At 71.7% G+C, this 14,359-nt stretch carries 13 protein-coding genes and 2 riboswitches; of the genes, 2 read left to right on the top strand and 11 right to left on the bottom strand.

Going from position 1 to position 14,359, the window contains the following annotated elements; translation table 11 throughout:
* Window positions 1-220 precede the first annotated feature (220 nt).
* Complete coding sequence (locus JT723_RS25060) at window positions 221-427, top strand: DUF5999 family protein (RefSeq protein WP_205047043.1); 207 nt, start codon at window positions 221-223, stop codon at window positions 425-427.
* A 105-nt stretch (window positions 428-532) separates the two neighbouring features.
* Here JT723_RS25060 and gcvP read toward each other — a convergent pair whose 3' ends face one another.
* On the bottom strand, window positions 533-3,433 hold the full coding sequence (gene gcvP / locus JT723_RS25055) for an aminomethyl-transferring glycine dehydrogenase (RefSeq protein WP_205047042.1): 2,901 nt from the start codon (window positions 3,431-3,433) through the stop codon (window positions 533-535).
* 60 nt (window positions 3,434-3,493) lie between these two features.
* A riboswitch (glycine riboswitch) is annotated at window positions 3,494-3,615 on the bottom strand.
* Window positions 3,616-3,725, bottom strand: a riboswitch (glycine riboswitch).
* 122 nt (window positions 3,726-3,847) lie between these two features.
* Between gcvP and JT723_RS25050 the strand changes: the two genes are divergently transcribed.
* Window positions 3,848-4,243 (top strand): PRC-barrel domain-containing protein, encoded by a 396-nt coding sequence (locus tag JT723_RS25050; protein ID WP_205047041.1) that lies wholly within the window; start codon window positions 3,848-3,850, stop codon window positions 4,241-4,243.
* A 63-nt stretch (window positions 4,244-4,306) separates the two neighbouring features.
* On the opposite strand, the gene JT723_RS25045 is transcribed toward JT723_RS25050, so the two are convergent.
* From JT723_RS25045 to clsA, 10 genes are all read right to left on the bottom strand, one after another.
* On the bottom strand, window positions 4,307-5,686 hold the full coding sequence (locus JT723_RS25045) for a DNA polymerase IV (RefSeq protein WP_205047040.1): 1,380 nt from the start codon (window positions 5,684-5,686) through the stop codon (window positions 4,307-4,309).
* A 70-nt stretch (window positions 5,687-5,756) separates the two neighbouring features.
* On the bottom strand, window positions 5,757-6,374 hold the full coding sequence (locus tag JT723_RS25040; protein WP_205047039.1) for a MerR family transcriptional regulator: 618 nt from the start codon (window positions 6,372-6,374) through the stop codon (window positions 5,757-5,759).
* A 209-nt stretch (window positions 6,375-6,583) separates the two neighbouring features.
* A complete protein-coding gene (locus JT723_RS25035; RefSeq protein WP_031518684.1) occupies window positions 6,584-7,057 on the bottom strand; it encodes a bifunctional nuclease family protein in 474 nt (157 codons plus the stop codon).
* A 91-nt stretch (window positions 7,058-7,148) separates the two neighbouring features.
* The gene (ftsR, locus tag JT723_RS25030) at window positions 7,149-7,895 is read right to left on the bottom strand and encodes a transcriptional regulator FtsR (protein ID WP_205047038.1); all 747 of its coding nucleotides are present in this window, start codon (window positions 7,893-7,895) and stop codon (window positions 7,149-7,151) included.
* Between the two features lie 46 nt (window positions 7,896-7,941).
* Window positions 7,942-8,766 carry a double zinc ribbon and FHA domain-containing protein gene (locus tag JT723_RS36510; RefSeq protein WP_205047148.1) on the bottom strand — a complete coding sequence of 275 codons (825 nt, stop codon included), beginning with the start codon at window positions 8,764-8,766 and terminating at the stop codon, window positions 7,942-7,944.
* A gap of 64 nt (window positions 8,767-8,830) precedes the next feature.
* A complete protein-coding gene (locus JT723_RS25020; protein WP_205047037.1) occupies window positions 8,831-9,715 on the bottom strand; it encodes a DUF881 domain-containing protein in 885 nt (294 codons plus the stop codon).
* Between the two features lie 7 nt (window positions 9,716-9,722).
* Window positions 9,723-10,055: a small basic family protein gene (locus tag JT723_RS25015; RefSeq protein ID WP_033175851.1), complete on the bottom strand. Its 333-nt coding sequence runs from the start codon at window positions 10,053-10,055 to the stop codon at window positions 9,723-9,725.
* Window positions 10,055-10,996, bottom strand: coding sequence for a DUF881 domain-containing protein (locus JT723_RS25010; RefSeq protein WP_205047036.1), 942 nt, complete (start codon window positions 10,994-10,996; stop codon window positions 10,055-10,057). Before JT723_RS25010 ends, JT723_RS25015 begins: the two co-directional genes overlap by 1 nt.
* Window positions 10,997-11,115: 119 nt before the next feature.
* On the bottom strand, window positions 11,116-13,611 hold the full coding sequence (locus JT723_RS25005; RefSeq protein ID WP_205047035.1) for a mannose-1-phosphate guanyltransferase: 2,496 nt from the start codon (window positions 13,609-13,611) through the stop codon (window positions 11,116-11,118).
* Window positions 13,612-13,634: 23 nt separating this feature from the next.
* Window positions 13,635-14,243, bottom strand: coding sequence for a cardiolipin synthase ClsA (gene clsA, locus JT723_RS25000; RefSeq protein WP_205047034.1), 609 nt, complete (start codon window positions 14,241-14,243; stop codon window positions 13,635-13,637).
* Window positions 14,244-14,359: the final 116 nt, after the last annotated feature.

The following is a 14,359-nucleotide window of genomic DNA, read 5'->3' as shown; positions in this document are numbered from 1 at the left end:
TGCGTGAACACGCAGCTGTTGTGAACGCAACGTGACGGCAACCGCCCGGGTGGGTGACGCGTCTTCCCCCCTGGAGCACCGCCTCGCTGAAATCCCTGCGGATTGACGCCAGGAGGGCAACACTGGGACCGGCCGCACGCACAATCGGGGGACGGAGATGCAGGAATCAGATCGCGCGACCAACCGCACCACTCACCTCACGCAGCGAAAGACTCGATCCATGTGCCAGCACAAGCCGCAGTGCCCGACCGCAGAAGGCCCTGACCGTGAGGCCGCTTTCACCGTGGCCCACCACCCCGAGCAGGGCTGGAGCCTCCTGTGCAACGGCGTGCTGCTCTTCGAGGACACCGGGGAGCTGCTGCCCGACGGGCAGATCATCGCACCGCACCGCCCGCTCGGCACCGAGCACATCACCACCGCGGCTTGACGCCCGCACCGTCGCGCCGCAGCACACAAAGCCGGTTCCCCCGCTTTCCAGGGAACCGGCTTCGCCATGTGTGCGCCCGGCCGCCGCAGCGGCCGGGCGGGTCACTCACTCGTCGTAGGCGTCCAGCGGCGGGCAGGAGCAGACCAGGTTGCGGTCGCCGTAGGCGCCGTCGATCCGCCGCACTGGCGGCCAGTACTTGTCGGCGGGTGACACACCGGCGGGGAAGACCGCCTCCTGCCGGGTGTAGGCGTGGTCCCAGTCGCCGCCCAGCGCAGCCGCGGTGTGCGGTGCGCCCTGCAGCGGGTTGTCGTCCGCGGGCCACTCACCGGAGCCGACCCGGTCGGCCTCGCCGCGGATCGCGATCATCGCGTCGCAGAAGCGGTCCAGCTCGGCGAGGTCCTCGCTCTCGGTCGGCTCGATCATCAGGGTGCCGGCGACGGGGAAGGACATCGTCGGGGCGTGGAAGCCGTAGTCGATCAGCCGCTTGGCGATGTCGTCGACGCTGACGCCGGTCTCCTTGGCCAGCGGGCGCAGGTCGATGATGCACTCGTGCGCGACCAGGCCGCCGGGACCGGTGTAGAGCACCGGGTAGTGCGGCTCCAGGCGCTTGGCGACGTAGTTGGCGCTCAGCACCGCCTGCTGGGTGGCCTGCCTGAGCCCCTCGGCGCCCATCAGCCGCACGTAGGTCCAGGAGATCGGCAGGATGCCCGCGGAGCCCCAGGGGGCCGCCGAGACCGGGCCGACGCCCGTCGCGGGACCCGCGGCGGGCTGCAGCGGGTGGTTGGGCAGGTACGGGGCCAGGTGCGCGCGCACCGCGACCGGGCCGACACCGGGACCGCCGCCGCCGTGCGGGATGCAGAAGGTCTTGTGCAGGTTCAGGTGCGAGACGTCGGCGCCGAAGCGGCCGGGCCGGGCGAGGCCGACGAGCGCGTTGAGGTTCGCGCCGTCCATGTAGACCTGGCCGCCCGCGTCGTGCACGGCGGCGCAGATGTCGGTGATGTTGTCCTCGAAGACGCCGTGCGTGGAGGGGTAGGTGACCATCAGCACGGCCAGCTCGTCGCGGTGCTGCTCGATCCTGGCGTGCAGGTCGGCGACGTCCACGTCACCGTCCTGGCCGGTCTTGACCACGACGACCTTCATACCGGCCATCACGGCGCTCGCGGCGTTGGTGCCGTGCGCAGAGGAGGGGATCAGGCACACCGTGCGGCCGGTGTCGCCGTTGGCCCGGTGGTAGGCGCGGACCGCGAGCAGCCCGGCCAGCTCGCCCTGCGACCCGGCGTTCGGCTGGAGGCTGACCTTGTCGTAGCCGGTGACCTCGGCGAGCTGGTCCTCGAGACCGCGGATCAGGGTCAGGTAGCCCTCGGCCTGCTCGGCGGGCGCGAAGGGGTGCAGCGCCCCGAACTCGGTCCAGGTGACCGGCTCCATCTCGGTGGTCGCGTTCAGCTTCATCGTGCACGACCCCAGCGGGATCATGCCGCGGTCCAGCGCGTAGTCGCGGTCGGCGAGGCGGCGCAGGTAGCGCAGCATCCCGGTCTCGCTGCGGTGCAGGTGGAAGACCGGGTGCGTCAGGTAAGGCTCGGTGCGGACCAGGGCGGCGGGCAGCGCGTCGGGGGCCGCGGCGTCCAGCGCGTCCACGTCGATGTCCCCGCTGGCGCCGAAGGCGGCCAGGACCGAGGTCAGCGCGGCCCGGTCGGTGGTCTCGTCGCAGGAGATGCCGACCAGGTCGGCGTCGGTCTGCCGCAGGTTGACGCCCGCCTCGCGGGCCGCGGCGACCACCTCGGCGGCCCGGCCCGGCACCCGGGCGGTGAGGGTGTCGAAGTACCCGTCGTGCACGGTCTGCACCCCGGCGGCGCGCAGGCCCTCGGCCAGTACGGCCGCGTAGCGGTGCGTGCGGCGGGCGATCTGCGCCAGGCCCTCGGGGCCGTGGTAGACCGCGTACATCCCGGCCATCACCGCGAGCAGCACCTGGGCGGTGCAGATGTTGCTGGTGGCCTTCTCCCGGCGGATGTGCTGCTCGCGGGTCTGCAGCGCCAGCCGGTAGGCGGTGTCGCCGTCGGCGTCGACGGAGACCCCGACCAGGCGCCCCGGCAGGTTGCGGGCGTAGGACTCGCGCACCGCCATGTAGCCCGCGTGCGGTCCGCCGAAGCCCATGGGGACGCCGAAGCGCTGGGTGGTGCCCACCGCGATGTCGGCGCCCAGCGCGCCCGGCGAGGTGAGCAGGGTCAGCGCCAGCAGGTCGGCGGCGACCGTGACGACCGCGCCGAGGCCGTGCGCCTGCTCGATGACCGGGCGCAGGTCGCGCACCGCGCCGGAGGCGCCCGGGTACTGCAGCAGCACACCGAAGACGCCGCGCTCCGCGACGTCGGCCGGGATGCCGCCGGTCAGGTCCGCGACCACGACCTCGACGCCGGCCGGCTCCGCGCGGGTGCCGATGACGGCGGTGGTCTGCGGGAAGGTGTCGGCGTCGACCAGGAAGACGCCGTTCTTGACCTTGCCGACCCGCCGGGACAGCGCCATCGCCTCGGCGGCCGCGGTGCCCTCGTCCAGCAGCGAGGCGCCGGAGGTGGGCAGCCCGGTGAGGTCGGCGACCACGGTCTGGAAGTTGATCAGGGCTTCGAGCCGGCCCTGCGAGATCTCCGGCTGGTAGGGCGTGTACGCCGTGTACCAGGCGGGGTTCTCCATGACGTTGCGCAGGATCACCGGCGGGGTGAAGGTGCCGTAGTAGCCCAGGCCGATCATCGGGGTCAGCACCTGGTTGCGGTCGGCCAAGGCGCGCAGCTCCGCGATCACCTCGGCCTCGGTGCGGGCCGCGGGCAGCGCGAGGGCGGCGGCGCTCCTGATGGTGTCCGGCACGGCCGCGTCCGTCAGCTCGTCGAGCGAGCCGTACCCCACATGGGCGAGCATCTTGGCCCGGTCCGCGGCGTCGGGGCCGATGTGGCGGCGGGCGAAGGGCAGGCCGGCTTCGAGATCGGCGAGCGGGGTGCGGCGGGCGGTCGGATCAGTCATCTGCGGAGGCCTCCTGGTCTGCGACGACCTTCGGGGGTGCCCGGCGCGGGCACCCGTACGGCCTCCCCCTCTGTCATCAGTACCTGAGAGCTTCGCCGGCCCTGCGCGGGACGACTTTCACCTTCGGTGAAGACCCGTCCCGTGAACGGCGCCCCGGGGCGGGTCCTGCTTTCCAGAGTGACCTCGCCCCTGCGGTACGGATGCCTGAGAGATTCCGGGGAGGATTTGCTCCTTCGGCGCCTCCGAGATGCCGCTGCGGCACGCTCTCGGAGGACTCTCCCGCACGGGGTCAGCAGCCGCTGTCCAGCCTACCAGCGCGCTTCGGAGGGCGGCCGATCCGACATTCCGGTCGACATCGCCACAGATGTGGCTTTTGGTGGTAACCAACAGCAGCCGCCCGTGGTTGGAGGGACCGTGCAGACCGACATCGATCCGCGAAGCCTCATCGGCCGCCGCGCCCTCGACCGGGACGGTACGAAGATCGGCACGGTGGACGAGGTGTACCTCGACGACGCGACCGGCACCCCGGAGTGGGCCGCCGTGCGGACCGGCCTCTTCACCCGCGACGCGTTCGTACCGCTGGAGCCGAGCGAGCTGGTGGGCGACACCCTGCGGGTGCCGTACAAGAAGTCCCTGATCAGGGACGCACCGGACTTCGGCGTGGGGCGGCACCTGTCGCCCGAGCAGGAGCTGCAGCTCTACCACCACTACGGCATGCAGGTGCCGACCGCCGCGGACGGCGGCGGGGGCGGCCCGCGGGACTTCGGTGAACTGGCCGGCGGCGACCAGCGGCCCGGCGACCCCGCCTGACCCGCGGCCCCTTCCCGGCCCGCAGCGACCGGCTCCCGGCGTGCGGCCCGCTCGGCGGCAGGCTCACGGGCGGCCCGCGGGGGCCGGGGGGCCGGTCAGCGCCGGCGGTTCCGCCCGGGAGAGGGCGGGGTCGTCGACGGCGAAGGTACGCACCCGGCCCGGCTCGCGGTCCGCGGGCACCTCGAAGCGAACGGTGACCCGGCCGACGCCACTGCCCTGCACCCATCCGGCGCCGTACTCGGTGTGCGCCACGTCCTGGCCCGGCAGCCAGCGCTCCGCGCGCTCCGGCTCCGGCGGGGGCGCCACCGGCAGCTCCTGCGGCGCCTGCGGCCCGCTCCCGCCGCCCTGCCCGGCGCCCGGGTCCGCCTCGCGCAGGCTCTGCGCCGCCTGCGCGAACAGGTCCTCCTGGGTGAAGTCGGCAAGGCCCGACACGCCGACGCCCAGCAGCCGCACCCCGCCGGTGGTGTCGACGGCCTCGGCGAGCCTGCGGGCGGTCTCCTTGACCACGGCGGGGTCGTCGGTGGGCGCCCGCAGCGTCTCGGAGCGGGTCAGCGTCGAGAAGTCGTACCGCCGGATCTTGACCACCACCGTCCGCCCCGACCGGCCGGCGCCACGCAGCCGCTGCGCGCAGCGGTCGGCGAGCCGGTCGATCTCGAACCGCACCCGGGCGCGGTCGGTCAGGTCGGTGTCGAAGGTGTCCTCGACCGAGATCGACTTCACGTCCCGGTCGGCGACGACCGGGCGGTTGTCCAGCCCGGCCGCCATGGCGTGCAGTGAGCTGCCGTGCGCCTTGCCCAGCAGCCTGACCAGCTCCGGCTCGCCGGCCTGCGCGATCTCGGCCACGGTGAGGATGCCCGCCCGCCGCAGGTGCTCGGCAGTGGCGGGCCCGACGCCCCACAGGGTGCGCACCGGCAGCGGGTCGAGCAACGCGCGCTCGGTGCCCGGCTCGACCACCACCAGGCCGTCCGGCTTGGCCTGCTCGGAGGCGATCTTGGCGAGCAGTTTGGAGCCCGCGAGCCCGACCGAGGCGGTCAGGCCGGTGGCGGCCCGGATGTCGGCCCGCAGCCGCTCTGCGACCGCCCGCGGGTCGCCGGCGAGGTCGCCGGCCTCCAGGTCCACGAAGGCCTCGTCCAGGCTGAGCGGCTCTATCAGCGGCGAGACCTCGGCGAGCAGCGCCATCACGATGTCGCTGATCCGCCGGTAGATGCCGAAGCGCGGCACCAGATACGCGGCATTGGGGCACAGGCGGCGGGCGTGCGCCATGGCCATGGCGGAGTGGACGCCGTGCACGCGCGCCTCGTAGGACGCGGTCGCGACCACGCCGCGGGGTCCGAGCCCGCCGACGACCACCGGCTTGCCCCGCAGGCTCGGCTTGGAGGCCTGCTCGACCGCGGCGAAGAACGCGTCCATGTCCAGGTGGAGGATCGTGGGCGTACTTCTCACACCACCGATCGTGCCGCACGGCACCGACAATCGCCGTACACGTGTACGGCGAGCGGCGCCGGCGGCGCCGTCAGACCGCCCGGTTACGCCGTCTGGCCAGCTCGTCGGCCGGGTTGTGCCCGACGAGGGTCTCGCCGGTGTCCACCCGCTCGCCGTGCAGCTCGGACAGCGAGGACTCCACGTCCCGCCAGACCACGCCCACCGCGATGCCGAAGATGCCCTGGCCGCCCTGGAGCAGGTCGACGACCTCGGCGGGCGAGGTGCACTCGTAGACGGTGGCGCCGTCGCTCATCAGGGTCATCCTGGCCAGTTCCGCGGGGCCGACCGAGCGCAGATGGCGTACGGCCGTCCGGATGTTCTGCAGCGACACACCCGTGTCGAGCAGCCGCTTGACGATCTTGAGGACGACCACGTCCCGGAAGCTGTACAGCCGCTGGGTGCCCGAGCCGTAGGCCGGGCGGACGCTGGGCTCGACCAGGCCGGTACGCGCCCAGTAGTCCAGCTGCCGGTAGGTGATGCCGGTGGCCGCACAGGCCGTGGGGCCGCGGTAGCCGATCTGCTCGGGCTCCGCGTCGCCGGCCGGAGCCGCCCCCGCCGCTCCTGCCGTCCCCGGCTCCGCGGCACGGGCCAGTGCCCCCCGGGTCGGATACGGGCCGCCGGTCGCCGAACCGTCGCCGGTGCTTCTCACGCCGCCCTCCGTCCTTCACGTCCCGAACACCGCGCGCACGTGCCACGGGACTTTCCACTTCGACGGTAGGCAGTCACCAGGGGTGCGTCAACGATCGCCACACTCGGCACGCCGAGTGAAAGTCACCCCACGAGTGGTTTGATGTGACCGGCACAGGGAACGCCTCCCCGAATGGTCTCATCGTGGCAACCTTGCCCATCCCAGGCGGGTCACTGGTTGCTGGTACCGAAGTCCTCCGGCGAGATCTGGTCGAGGAACTCGCGGAATTTCTCCACCTCGTCCTCCTGCTCGTCGGGGATCGCGATTCCCGCGTCGTCCAGCACACCGTCGCTGCCGTAGATCGGCGTCCCGGTGCGCAGTGCGAGCGCTATGGCGTCCGAGGGGCGGGCGCTGACCTCGACGCCGCTGGCGAAGACCAGCTCGGCGTAGAAGACACCTTCCCGCAGGTCGGTGATGCGGACCTCGGTGAGGGTCTGCCCCACGGCTTCGAGTACGTCCTTGAACAGGTCGTGCGTCAGCGGTCGCGCAGGCGTCATTCCCTGCTGCGCGAAGGCGATGGCGGTGGCCTCGCCCGGCCCGATCCAGATGGGCAGGTACCGGTCGCCTCCTACTTCTCGCAGGAGCACGATCGGTTGATTGGAGGGCATTTCCACCCGGACACCCACAACATCGAGCTCGTTCACACGTCAACCCTAGGACGTGCCCGCCGGGTTTGGGTAGTCGGGCACCCCGGGGGCCGCCGCCCGGTGCCGGCGGACCGGCGGGAATTCCCGGTCAGCGCAGCCGCAGGCGCAGGGCGGACCGCACCATGGCCGCATGCAGCCGTACGGACAGCTCGGCCAGCTCCTCCGCCGTTGCCTCGGCGTGTCGGCGGGTCTGCGGGTTGCGGTGCCGGCGCAGCGGCGCCACCAGCTGCTCCACCAGGCCCGCCTCCCGGTCCGCCGCCGCCTTCACGGCCCGCAGGTGCCGCGGCTCCAGGCCGCGGCGGCCCAGGTCCGCGATGAGCCGGCCGATGACCAGCGCCTCGGCGTCGTAGCCGCCGTCGCCGCCGGCCTCCACGAGCCCGTAGGCCTCCCACTGGTCCAGCTCCGCCGCTGCCGCCCCGGTGGCCGCCAGCAGCTCCTCCCGGCCCACGCGGAGCTCCTGGGGGCCGCGCAGGGCGTTCTCGGGGGCGTCCTGCGGCTGCCCGTCGGGCGCGGCGGCGGCGCGGCCCGGCAGGACCGGCTGCTCGCCGCGGTCCAGGCCCGCCAGATGCTCCTTGATCACCCGGAGCGGCAGGTAGTGATCCCGCTGCACCCGCAGCACGTACGCCAGGCGCTGCACGTCCTGCGCCGCGAACTTGCGGTAGCCGGACGGGGTGCGCTGCGGTTCGACCAGGCCCTCCGCCTCCAGGAAGCGGATCTTGGAGATGGTGACCTCGGGGAACTCGGCCCGCAGCTGCCCCAGCACCGCCCCGATGCTCAGCAGTGCGCCGTCCGGGGCGGCGGTGCCGTCCCCGGCACCGCCCGGCGTTCGCGGCATGAGCACCCTTCTGGAAGGCGGATCCCCGGCCGGGGCCGGGAAGGCGTCAGATGCCCCGCTGGCTCGCGTAGAAGACCAGCCGGTACTTGCCGATCTGGACCTCGTCCCCGTTGGACAGCGTCACCGCGTCGATCCGCTCCCGGTTGACGTAGGTGCCGTTCAGGCTGCCCACGTCGGAGACGGTGAAGGAACCGTCGGGGCCGCGGCGGAACTCCACATGCCGCCGGGAGACCGTCACGTCGTCCAGGAAGATGTCGCTCTGCGGGTGCCGGCCCGCCGTGGTCAGCTCGCCGTCCAGCAGGAAGCGGCTGCCCGAGTTCGGACCGCGGCGCACCACGAGCAGCGCGGAGCCCGGCGGCAGCGCCTCGACGGCGGCCTGCGCCTCCGGGGACAGCGACGGGGTGCGGATCTGGCCGGTCGCCTCGGCCTCGTACGCCTCGATGCCGGAGATCGAGATCGTGGACGTCGTCTCCGACGCGCGCTCGCCGGGGCCTGCGCCCGGGCGCAGCGGGGCGCCGCAGTTGGAGCAGAAGCGGCCGGCCGCCGCATTCTGGAAACCGCACCTGCCGCAGACCTGCAAACCGAACCCTCCACCCGTGGCCGAGGCCGATGGTTCCCCGGAACCTATGCGAGCGGAGGACGCAGGGTCAACAGGTGCCGCGCCGGGCGCACCGGCGTAGCCGCCCCTGCCCTGCCCGTCGTTCCTGAACAGCGGGCGGTCGGCGGACTGCTCGTCCTCCGCGGTGCCGCGTGGCGCGCGGTGCCGTGCGGTCGCCGGGTCACCCGACTGCCGCGCGCTCTTGCCGAACAACTTCCCAAACAACTTCACGGGCGATTCCCCTTGAAAGACGCAGACCCGCCCGTAAGGCAGGACGAACCCTCACTACACACAGTTTCCACCACGCAACAGTCCACCGACGCCCCGACCCCCCGCCTCACCGGGATGACGACCGAGCGTAGTCAGGCTGCTTCAACGGCCGCAAGGCGTCCACGACGATCTTCTGCGACCTCACCACATCAGCCGTGGCCTGCTCCTTCTCCAGCGTCTGCACCACCCCGCCCGGGATGTTCAGCGCCGGCTCCAGATCCTGCGGGTTGCCGATCACCTTGAACACGTACGGCTGGGACACCGGGCGGCCGTCGATCAGCACCCCGTCCGCACCGTCGGTGAAGTACGTGTCGGCGACCACCCGCACGTCGTTGATCTGGATCGCCTCGGCACCGGCCGCCCGCAGTTCCTGCAGGGTGTCCAGCAGCGAGTCCGCCGCGACCCCGCCGTGCGGGTCGGTGATCGTCAGCGTGATCCCCGGCCCCTCAGCCGTGACGGTGCCCGCCAGGATACCGAGCTGCTGCTCCTTCTGGCGGGTCTGCTTGAGCGCCTCCGCCGCCTGGTCCGAGCTGGACTGCAGCTCGCTGCGCTGGGTCTCCAGGCCGCGCTTCTCGTCCTCCAGGCGCTGGGTGCGGTTGTCCACCTCGGTGAGGATGCGGACCAGGTCCTCCTGGCGGGCGCCGCGCAGGGCGCCGCCGTTGTCGCTGGTGGTGTTCACCTGGATGGCCAGTCCCAGACCCAGCACGAACAGCAGCACCGCGACCGTCAGCTGGGCGCGTGAGGCCCGCGGCGGCCACAGCCCGGCCAGCAGCCGCTGCCGCCCGCTGGGCTGTGCTGCGGCCGGCTCACGGGGCTCCTCGGGCGCGTCCTCGGCGTGCGCTCCCCCGTCCTGCGGGTCCTGCTCCTGCTGCCCGCCGCCTGCCTGCGGCTCCTGCGCCTGCGGGTCGTCGGCGCGCCGGTCCTGCGCGTCGTCGTCGTGCTCGTCGCTCATACCGCGGTCACGCCCGGAAGACGTGGCGGCGGATGGCCGCGGCGTTGGAGAAGATCCTGATGCCGAGGACGACCACCACACCGGTCGACAGCTGCGCTCCCACCCCGAGCTTGTCGCCGAGGAAGACGATCAGCGCGGCCACCACCACGTTGGACAGGAAGGAGACCACGAAGACCTTGTCGTCGAAGATCCCGTCGAGCATCGCGCGCAGGCCGCCGAAGACGGCGTCGAGCGCGGCGACCACGGCGATCGGGAGGTACGGCTCGACCCCGGTCGGCACCACGGGGCGCACCACGAGTCCGACCACGACTCCCACGACGAGGCCCAGTACGGCGATCACTACGAACCCTTCCCTGTTGCGGCGGTGTCCGCCTGCCCGCTGCCGCCCGGTACCGGCCGGGCGTAGCGCACGATCAGGCTGGGCGCGGCAGGCAGGCGGACGTCCTTCTCCACGGTGACGCTCGCCCGGATCCCGTAGTTCTCCTGAAGCACGTGCAGATACTGACCGTCCGCACTGTCCTGGAAGGCCGTGCTCAGCTTTTCCCCGTCACCGATCGCCAGCACCGTATACGGCGGAACCAGCGGTCTGTTGTCGACCAGTATGGCGTCCCCGGCGGCCCGGATCGCCGACAGTGCGGTCAACCGCTGCCCGTTGACGCTGATCGCCTCCGCGCCCGACGCCCACAGGCCGTTCACCACGCGCTGCATGTCGCGGTCGCGGACCCGCCCGGTGTCGGAGAAGCCGCTGCTCTCCCGCGGACCGCCGGTGCCGCCCTGTGCGGCCTCCTTGGCGTCGTCCACGACCAGCTTGACGCCGGGCCCGTGCACCGGGGTGGCGCCCGCCAGCAGTTCGAGCTGCGCGGTGTTGTCGCCGCCGTGGTTCTGCAGGGCCGCGCGCTGCTCGGCCGAGACACTGTCGCGCAGGCTGTCCACACTGGCCTGGAGGCCGTCCGCGCTCCTGGTCTCCGCCTGGACCCTGTCGATCAGCTTCTGCCGCTCCCTGGCCTCGGTGGGCGCCGCCCGGTGCGCCTGGGCCGCGCCCACGGTGACCACGACGGCCGCGAGCACGAGGCCCGCGGCAAGGCCGAGCCGGCCGCTGAGCGACGTCGGCAGCCGCGAGGTGCCCACCTGGCCGCGGCGGGCCGCCGCCTCGGCGTACCCGTCGTCGAGCGCGTGCTCCATGACGTTGGTGAGCAGGAACATCGAGGCGTCGGGCCGCCGCTGAGCAGCCCCGGTCGCGGGGCTGCTCCGATCGGGTTGCGGCTGCGGCATGCCGCACATCGTCGCACGTCGGAACCACCACACTCGAACGGCCCCCTCACGGCGCGCCGTTCGGGTGGCCGATCGCGCGGGGCCGCCGCCCGGCCCCGCGCCGGGCGGCCCGTCCGCCTACCGCCGGGTCACTCCCCCGCGCCCTCCACGACCTGGGACCACTCGTCCAGCAACGCCTGCGCGGACGCGTCGTCCGGGCCTTCCGCCCACAGATGGGTGAAGGCCTCCGCCGGGTCGGGCAGCACCATGATCCAGCGCCCGTCGGACTCCACGACCCGTACGCCGTCGGTGGTGTCCACCGAGCGCTCGCCGGCCTCCTCGACCACCCGGCGCATGACGGAGCCCTTGACGGCCCACGGGGTCGGCACGTCCCGCTTGAGGACGTGCGCCTGCGGGATGCGGGCGTCGATCTGGCTCAGGGTGAGCTGCGTGCGGGCCACCAGGCCGATGAGCCGCACGAAGGCCGCGGAGCCGTCGAAGACACTGCTGAACTCGGGCACGATGAAGCCGCCGCGGGCGTCGCCGCCGAAGATGGTGCCCTCCTCGCGGCCGACCCGGGTCAGGTCGTCGGGCGACGTCGTCGTCCAGGTGACCTGGGTGCCGTGGTAGGCGGCGACCTGCTCGGCGATCCTGGTCGTGGTGACCGGCAGCGCCACCCGCCCGCTGCGCCGCTCGGCGGCCACCAGGTCGAGCAGCACCAGCAGCGCCCGGTGGTCCTCCACGATCCGCCCTCGCTCGTCCACCAGCGACAGCCGCTCGCCGACCGGGTCGAACCGCACACCGAACGCGGCCCGCGCCGACGACACGATCTCGCCGAGCCGTACGAGCCCGGCCCTGCGGCTCTCCTCGGTCTCTGTGGGGCGTGCCTCGTCCAGGCCCGGGTTGACCATCAGCGAGTCCACGCCCAGCCGCCCGAGCAGCGAGGGCAGAACGAGCCCCGCACTGCCGTTGGCGGCGTCCACGACGACCTTCAGTCCCGCCTCGGCGATACCGGAGATGTCGACCGCCCGCAGCAGCGCACCGGTGTAGGAGTCGAAGACGGTCGAGGGGAAGCGCAGGTCGCCGATCTCGCCGGGGAAGGCCCTGCGGTACTCCTGCCGGGCGAAGACCCGGTCGAGCTTGCGCTGCCCGGCCGCCGAGAGGTCGGCGCCGCGCTCGTCGAAGAACATGATGTCGAGGGAGTCGGGCCGCCCGGGCGAGGTGCGGATCATGATGCCGCCCGCACTGCCGCGCGCCGTCTGCTGGCGGGCCACCGGCATGGGCACGTTCTCCAGGTCGCGCACCTCGATCGCGCTGGTCTGCAGCGCCGAGATCACCGCCCGCTTGAGCGCGCGCGCACCGCGGGAGTGGTCACGGGCGGTGGTGACGGTCGCGCCCTTCTTGAGTGTCGTCGCGTACGCCCCCGCCAGCCGTACGGCCAGCTCCGGGGTGATCTCCACGTTCAGGATGCCGGACACCCCGCGGGCGCCGAACAGATGCGCCTGGCCGCGGGACTCCCAGATCACCGAGGTGTTGACGAAGGCGCCGGCCTCGACGGTCTTGAAGGGGTAGACGCGTACGGTGCCGGCGATGATCGACTCCTCGCCGATCAGGCACTCGTCGCCGATCACCGCCCCGTCGTCGATCCGGGCAGCCCGCATCACGTCCGTGTTCTTGCCGATCACGCAGCCGCGCAGATTGGTCTGCGGGCCGATGTACACGTTGTCGTGGACCACGGCCTTGTGCAGGAACGCCCCGGACTTCACGACGACGTTGGAGCCGATGACGCTGTGCTCGCGGATCTCGGCGCCTGCCTCGACCTTGGCGTAGTCGCCGATGAACAGCGGGCCGCGCAGCACGGCGTCCGGGTGCACCTCGGCGCCCTCCGCCACCCACACGCCCGGGGCGATCTCGAACCCGTCGATGTCGACGTCGACCTTGCCTTCGAGGACGTCCGCCTGGGCTTTCACGTAGCTCTCGTGGGTGCCGACGTCCTCCCAGTAGCCCTCGGCGATGAAGCCGTAGATGGGCTTGCCTTCCTTCATCAGCTGCGGGAAGACGTCGCCGGACCAGTCGACCGGCACATCGGCCTCGACGTAGTCGAAGACCTCCGGCTCCATCACGTAGATACCGGTGTTCACGGTGTCGGAGAAGACCTGGCCCCAGGTCGGCTTCTCCAGGAAGCGCTCGACCTTGCCCTCGTCGTCCACGATGGTGATGCCGAACTCCAGCGGGTTCGGCACGCGGGTCAGGCAGACGGTGACGAGGCCGCCCTTCCGCTTGTGGAACTCGATCAGCTCGGTGAGGTCGAAATCCGTGAGAGCGTCGCCCGAGATCACCAGGAAGGAGTCGTCCCTGAGGGCGTCCTCGGCGTTCTTGACACTTCCCGCGGTACCGAGCGGCTTCTCCTCGTTCGCGTACGTCAGCTCCATTCCGAATTCCTCGCCGTCCCCGAAATAATTCTTCACGAGGGATGCGAGAAACTGGACTGTGACGACCGTCTCAGTGAGTCCGTGCCTCTTGAGCAGCGTCAGAACGTGCTGCATGATCGGCCGATTCACGACTGGGAGCAGAGGTTTGGGCATGCTTGAGGTCATTGGGCGAAGGCGGGTACCTTCGCCGCCGGCCATAACAACCGCTTTCATGTCGGAAACATCCTCCTCGTGACTCAGTCAGCCGTGGTGTCCGCCCTCACAAGTCGGCGGACCTGCACCACGTAGAGGATCCCTGCCCACCAGTACAGGGTTGTACCCCAACCTGTGAAAGCCCAGCCGAAAACAGCCGCCAGGGTCGCAAGCCAACCGCTGCCGTCGCTGAGCAGCAGCAGCGGAAAGGCGTACATGAGGTTGAAGGTAGCCGCTTTCCCGATGAAGTTCACCTGGGGTGGGCCGTAACGGTGCCTCGTAAGAATCAGCAGCATCACAGCCATCATCGCCTCACGCGCGAGCAGCAGGACGGTGATCCACAGCGGCAGGATGCCCCGCCACGTGAGGCCCACCAGCGTGGACAGCACATACAGCCGGTCGGCGGCGGGATCGAGCAGCCGGCCGAGGTTGCTGATCTGATTCCAGCGCCGGGCCAACTTGCCGTCGAGGTAGTCGCTCACCCCGCTGAACGCCAGCACCAGGAGTGCCCAGCCGTCAGCCTTGGGACCACCGAACTCGGGCCACAGAATCAGCCACAGGAACACCGGCACACCGACGAGCCGGGCCATACTCAGGATGTTCGGGATCGTGAAGATCCGGTCCGTTTGGACCCGTGTCTCCTGGACCTCCACCGGGGTCCCCTCCTGCTGTATCCACTACTACGTACGAACGTTGCGGGCCGACTCTACCCCAGGCACAAAAAGGGCCTGGCCCCGGATCAAGGATCCGAGGCCAGGCCCCTAATAAT

The sequence above is a fragment of the Actinacidiphila bryophytorum genome (assembly GCF_016916835.1).
Classification (GTDB): Bacteria; Actinomycetota; Actinomycetes; order Streptomycetales; family Streptomycetaceae; genus Actinacidiphila; species Actinacidiphila bryophytorum.
This window is presented reverse-complemented; position numbering and strand designations above follow the sequence as displayed.

Coding starts and splice junctions, on each gene's coding strand:
- JT723_RS25060 (WP_205047043.1), top strand. CDS start 221: ATGTGCCAGCACAAGCCGCAGTGCCCGACCGCAGAAGGCCCTGACCGT.
- gcvP (WP_205047042.1), bottom strand. CDS start 3,433: ATGACTGATCCGACCGCCCGCCGCACCCCGCTCGCCGATCTCGAAGCC.
- ftsR (WP_205047038.1), bottom strand. CDS start 7,895: ATGCCGCGAACGCCGGGCGGTGCCGGGGACGGCACCGCCGCCCCGGAC.
- JT723_RS25020 (WP_205047037.1), bottom strand. CDS start 9,715: ATGAGCGACGAGCACGACGACGACGCGCAGGACCGGCGCGCCGACGAC.
- JT723_RS25010 (WP_205047036.1), bottom strand. CDS start 10,996: ATGTGCGGCATGCCGCAGCCGCAACCCGATCGGAGCAGCCCCGCGACC.
- JT723_RS25005 (WP_205047035.1), bottom strand. CDS start 13,611: ATGAAAGCGGTTGTTATGGCCGGCGGCGAAGGTACCCGCCTTCGCCCA.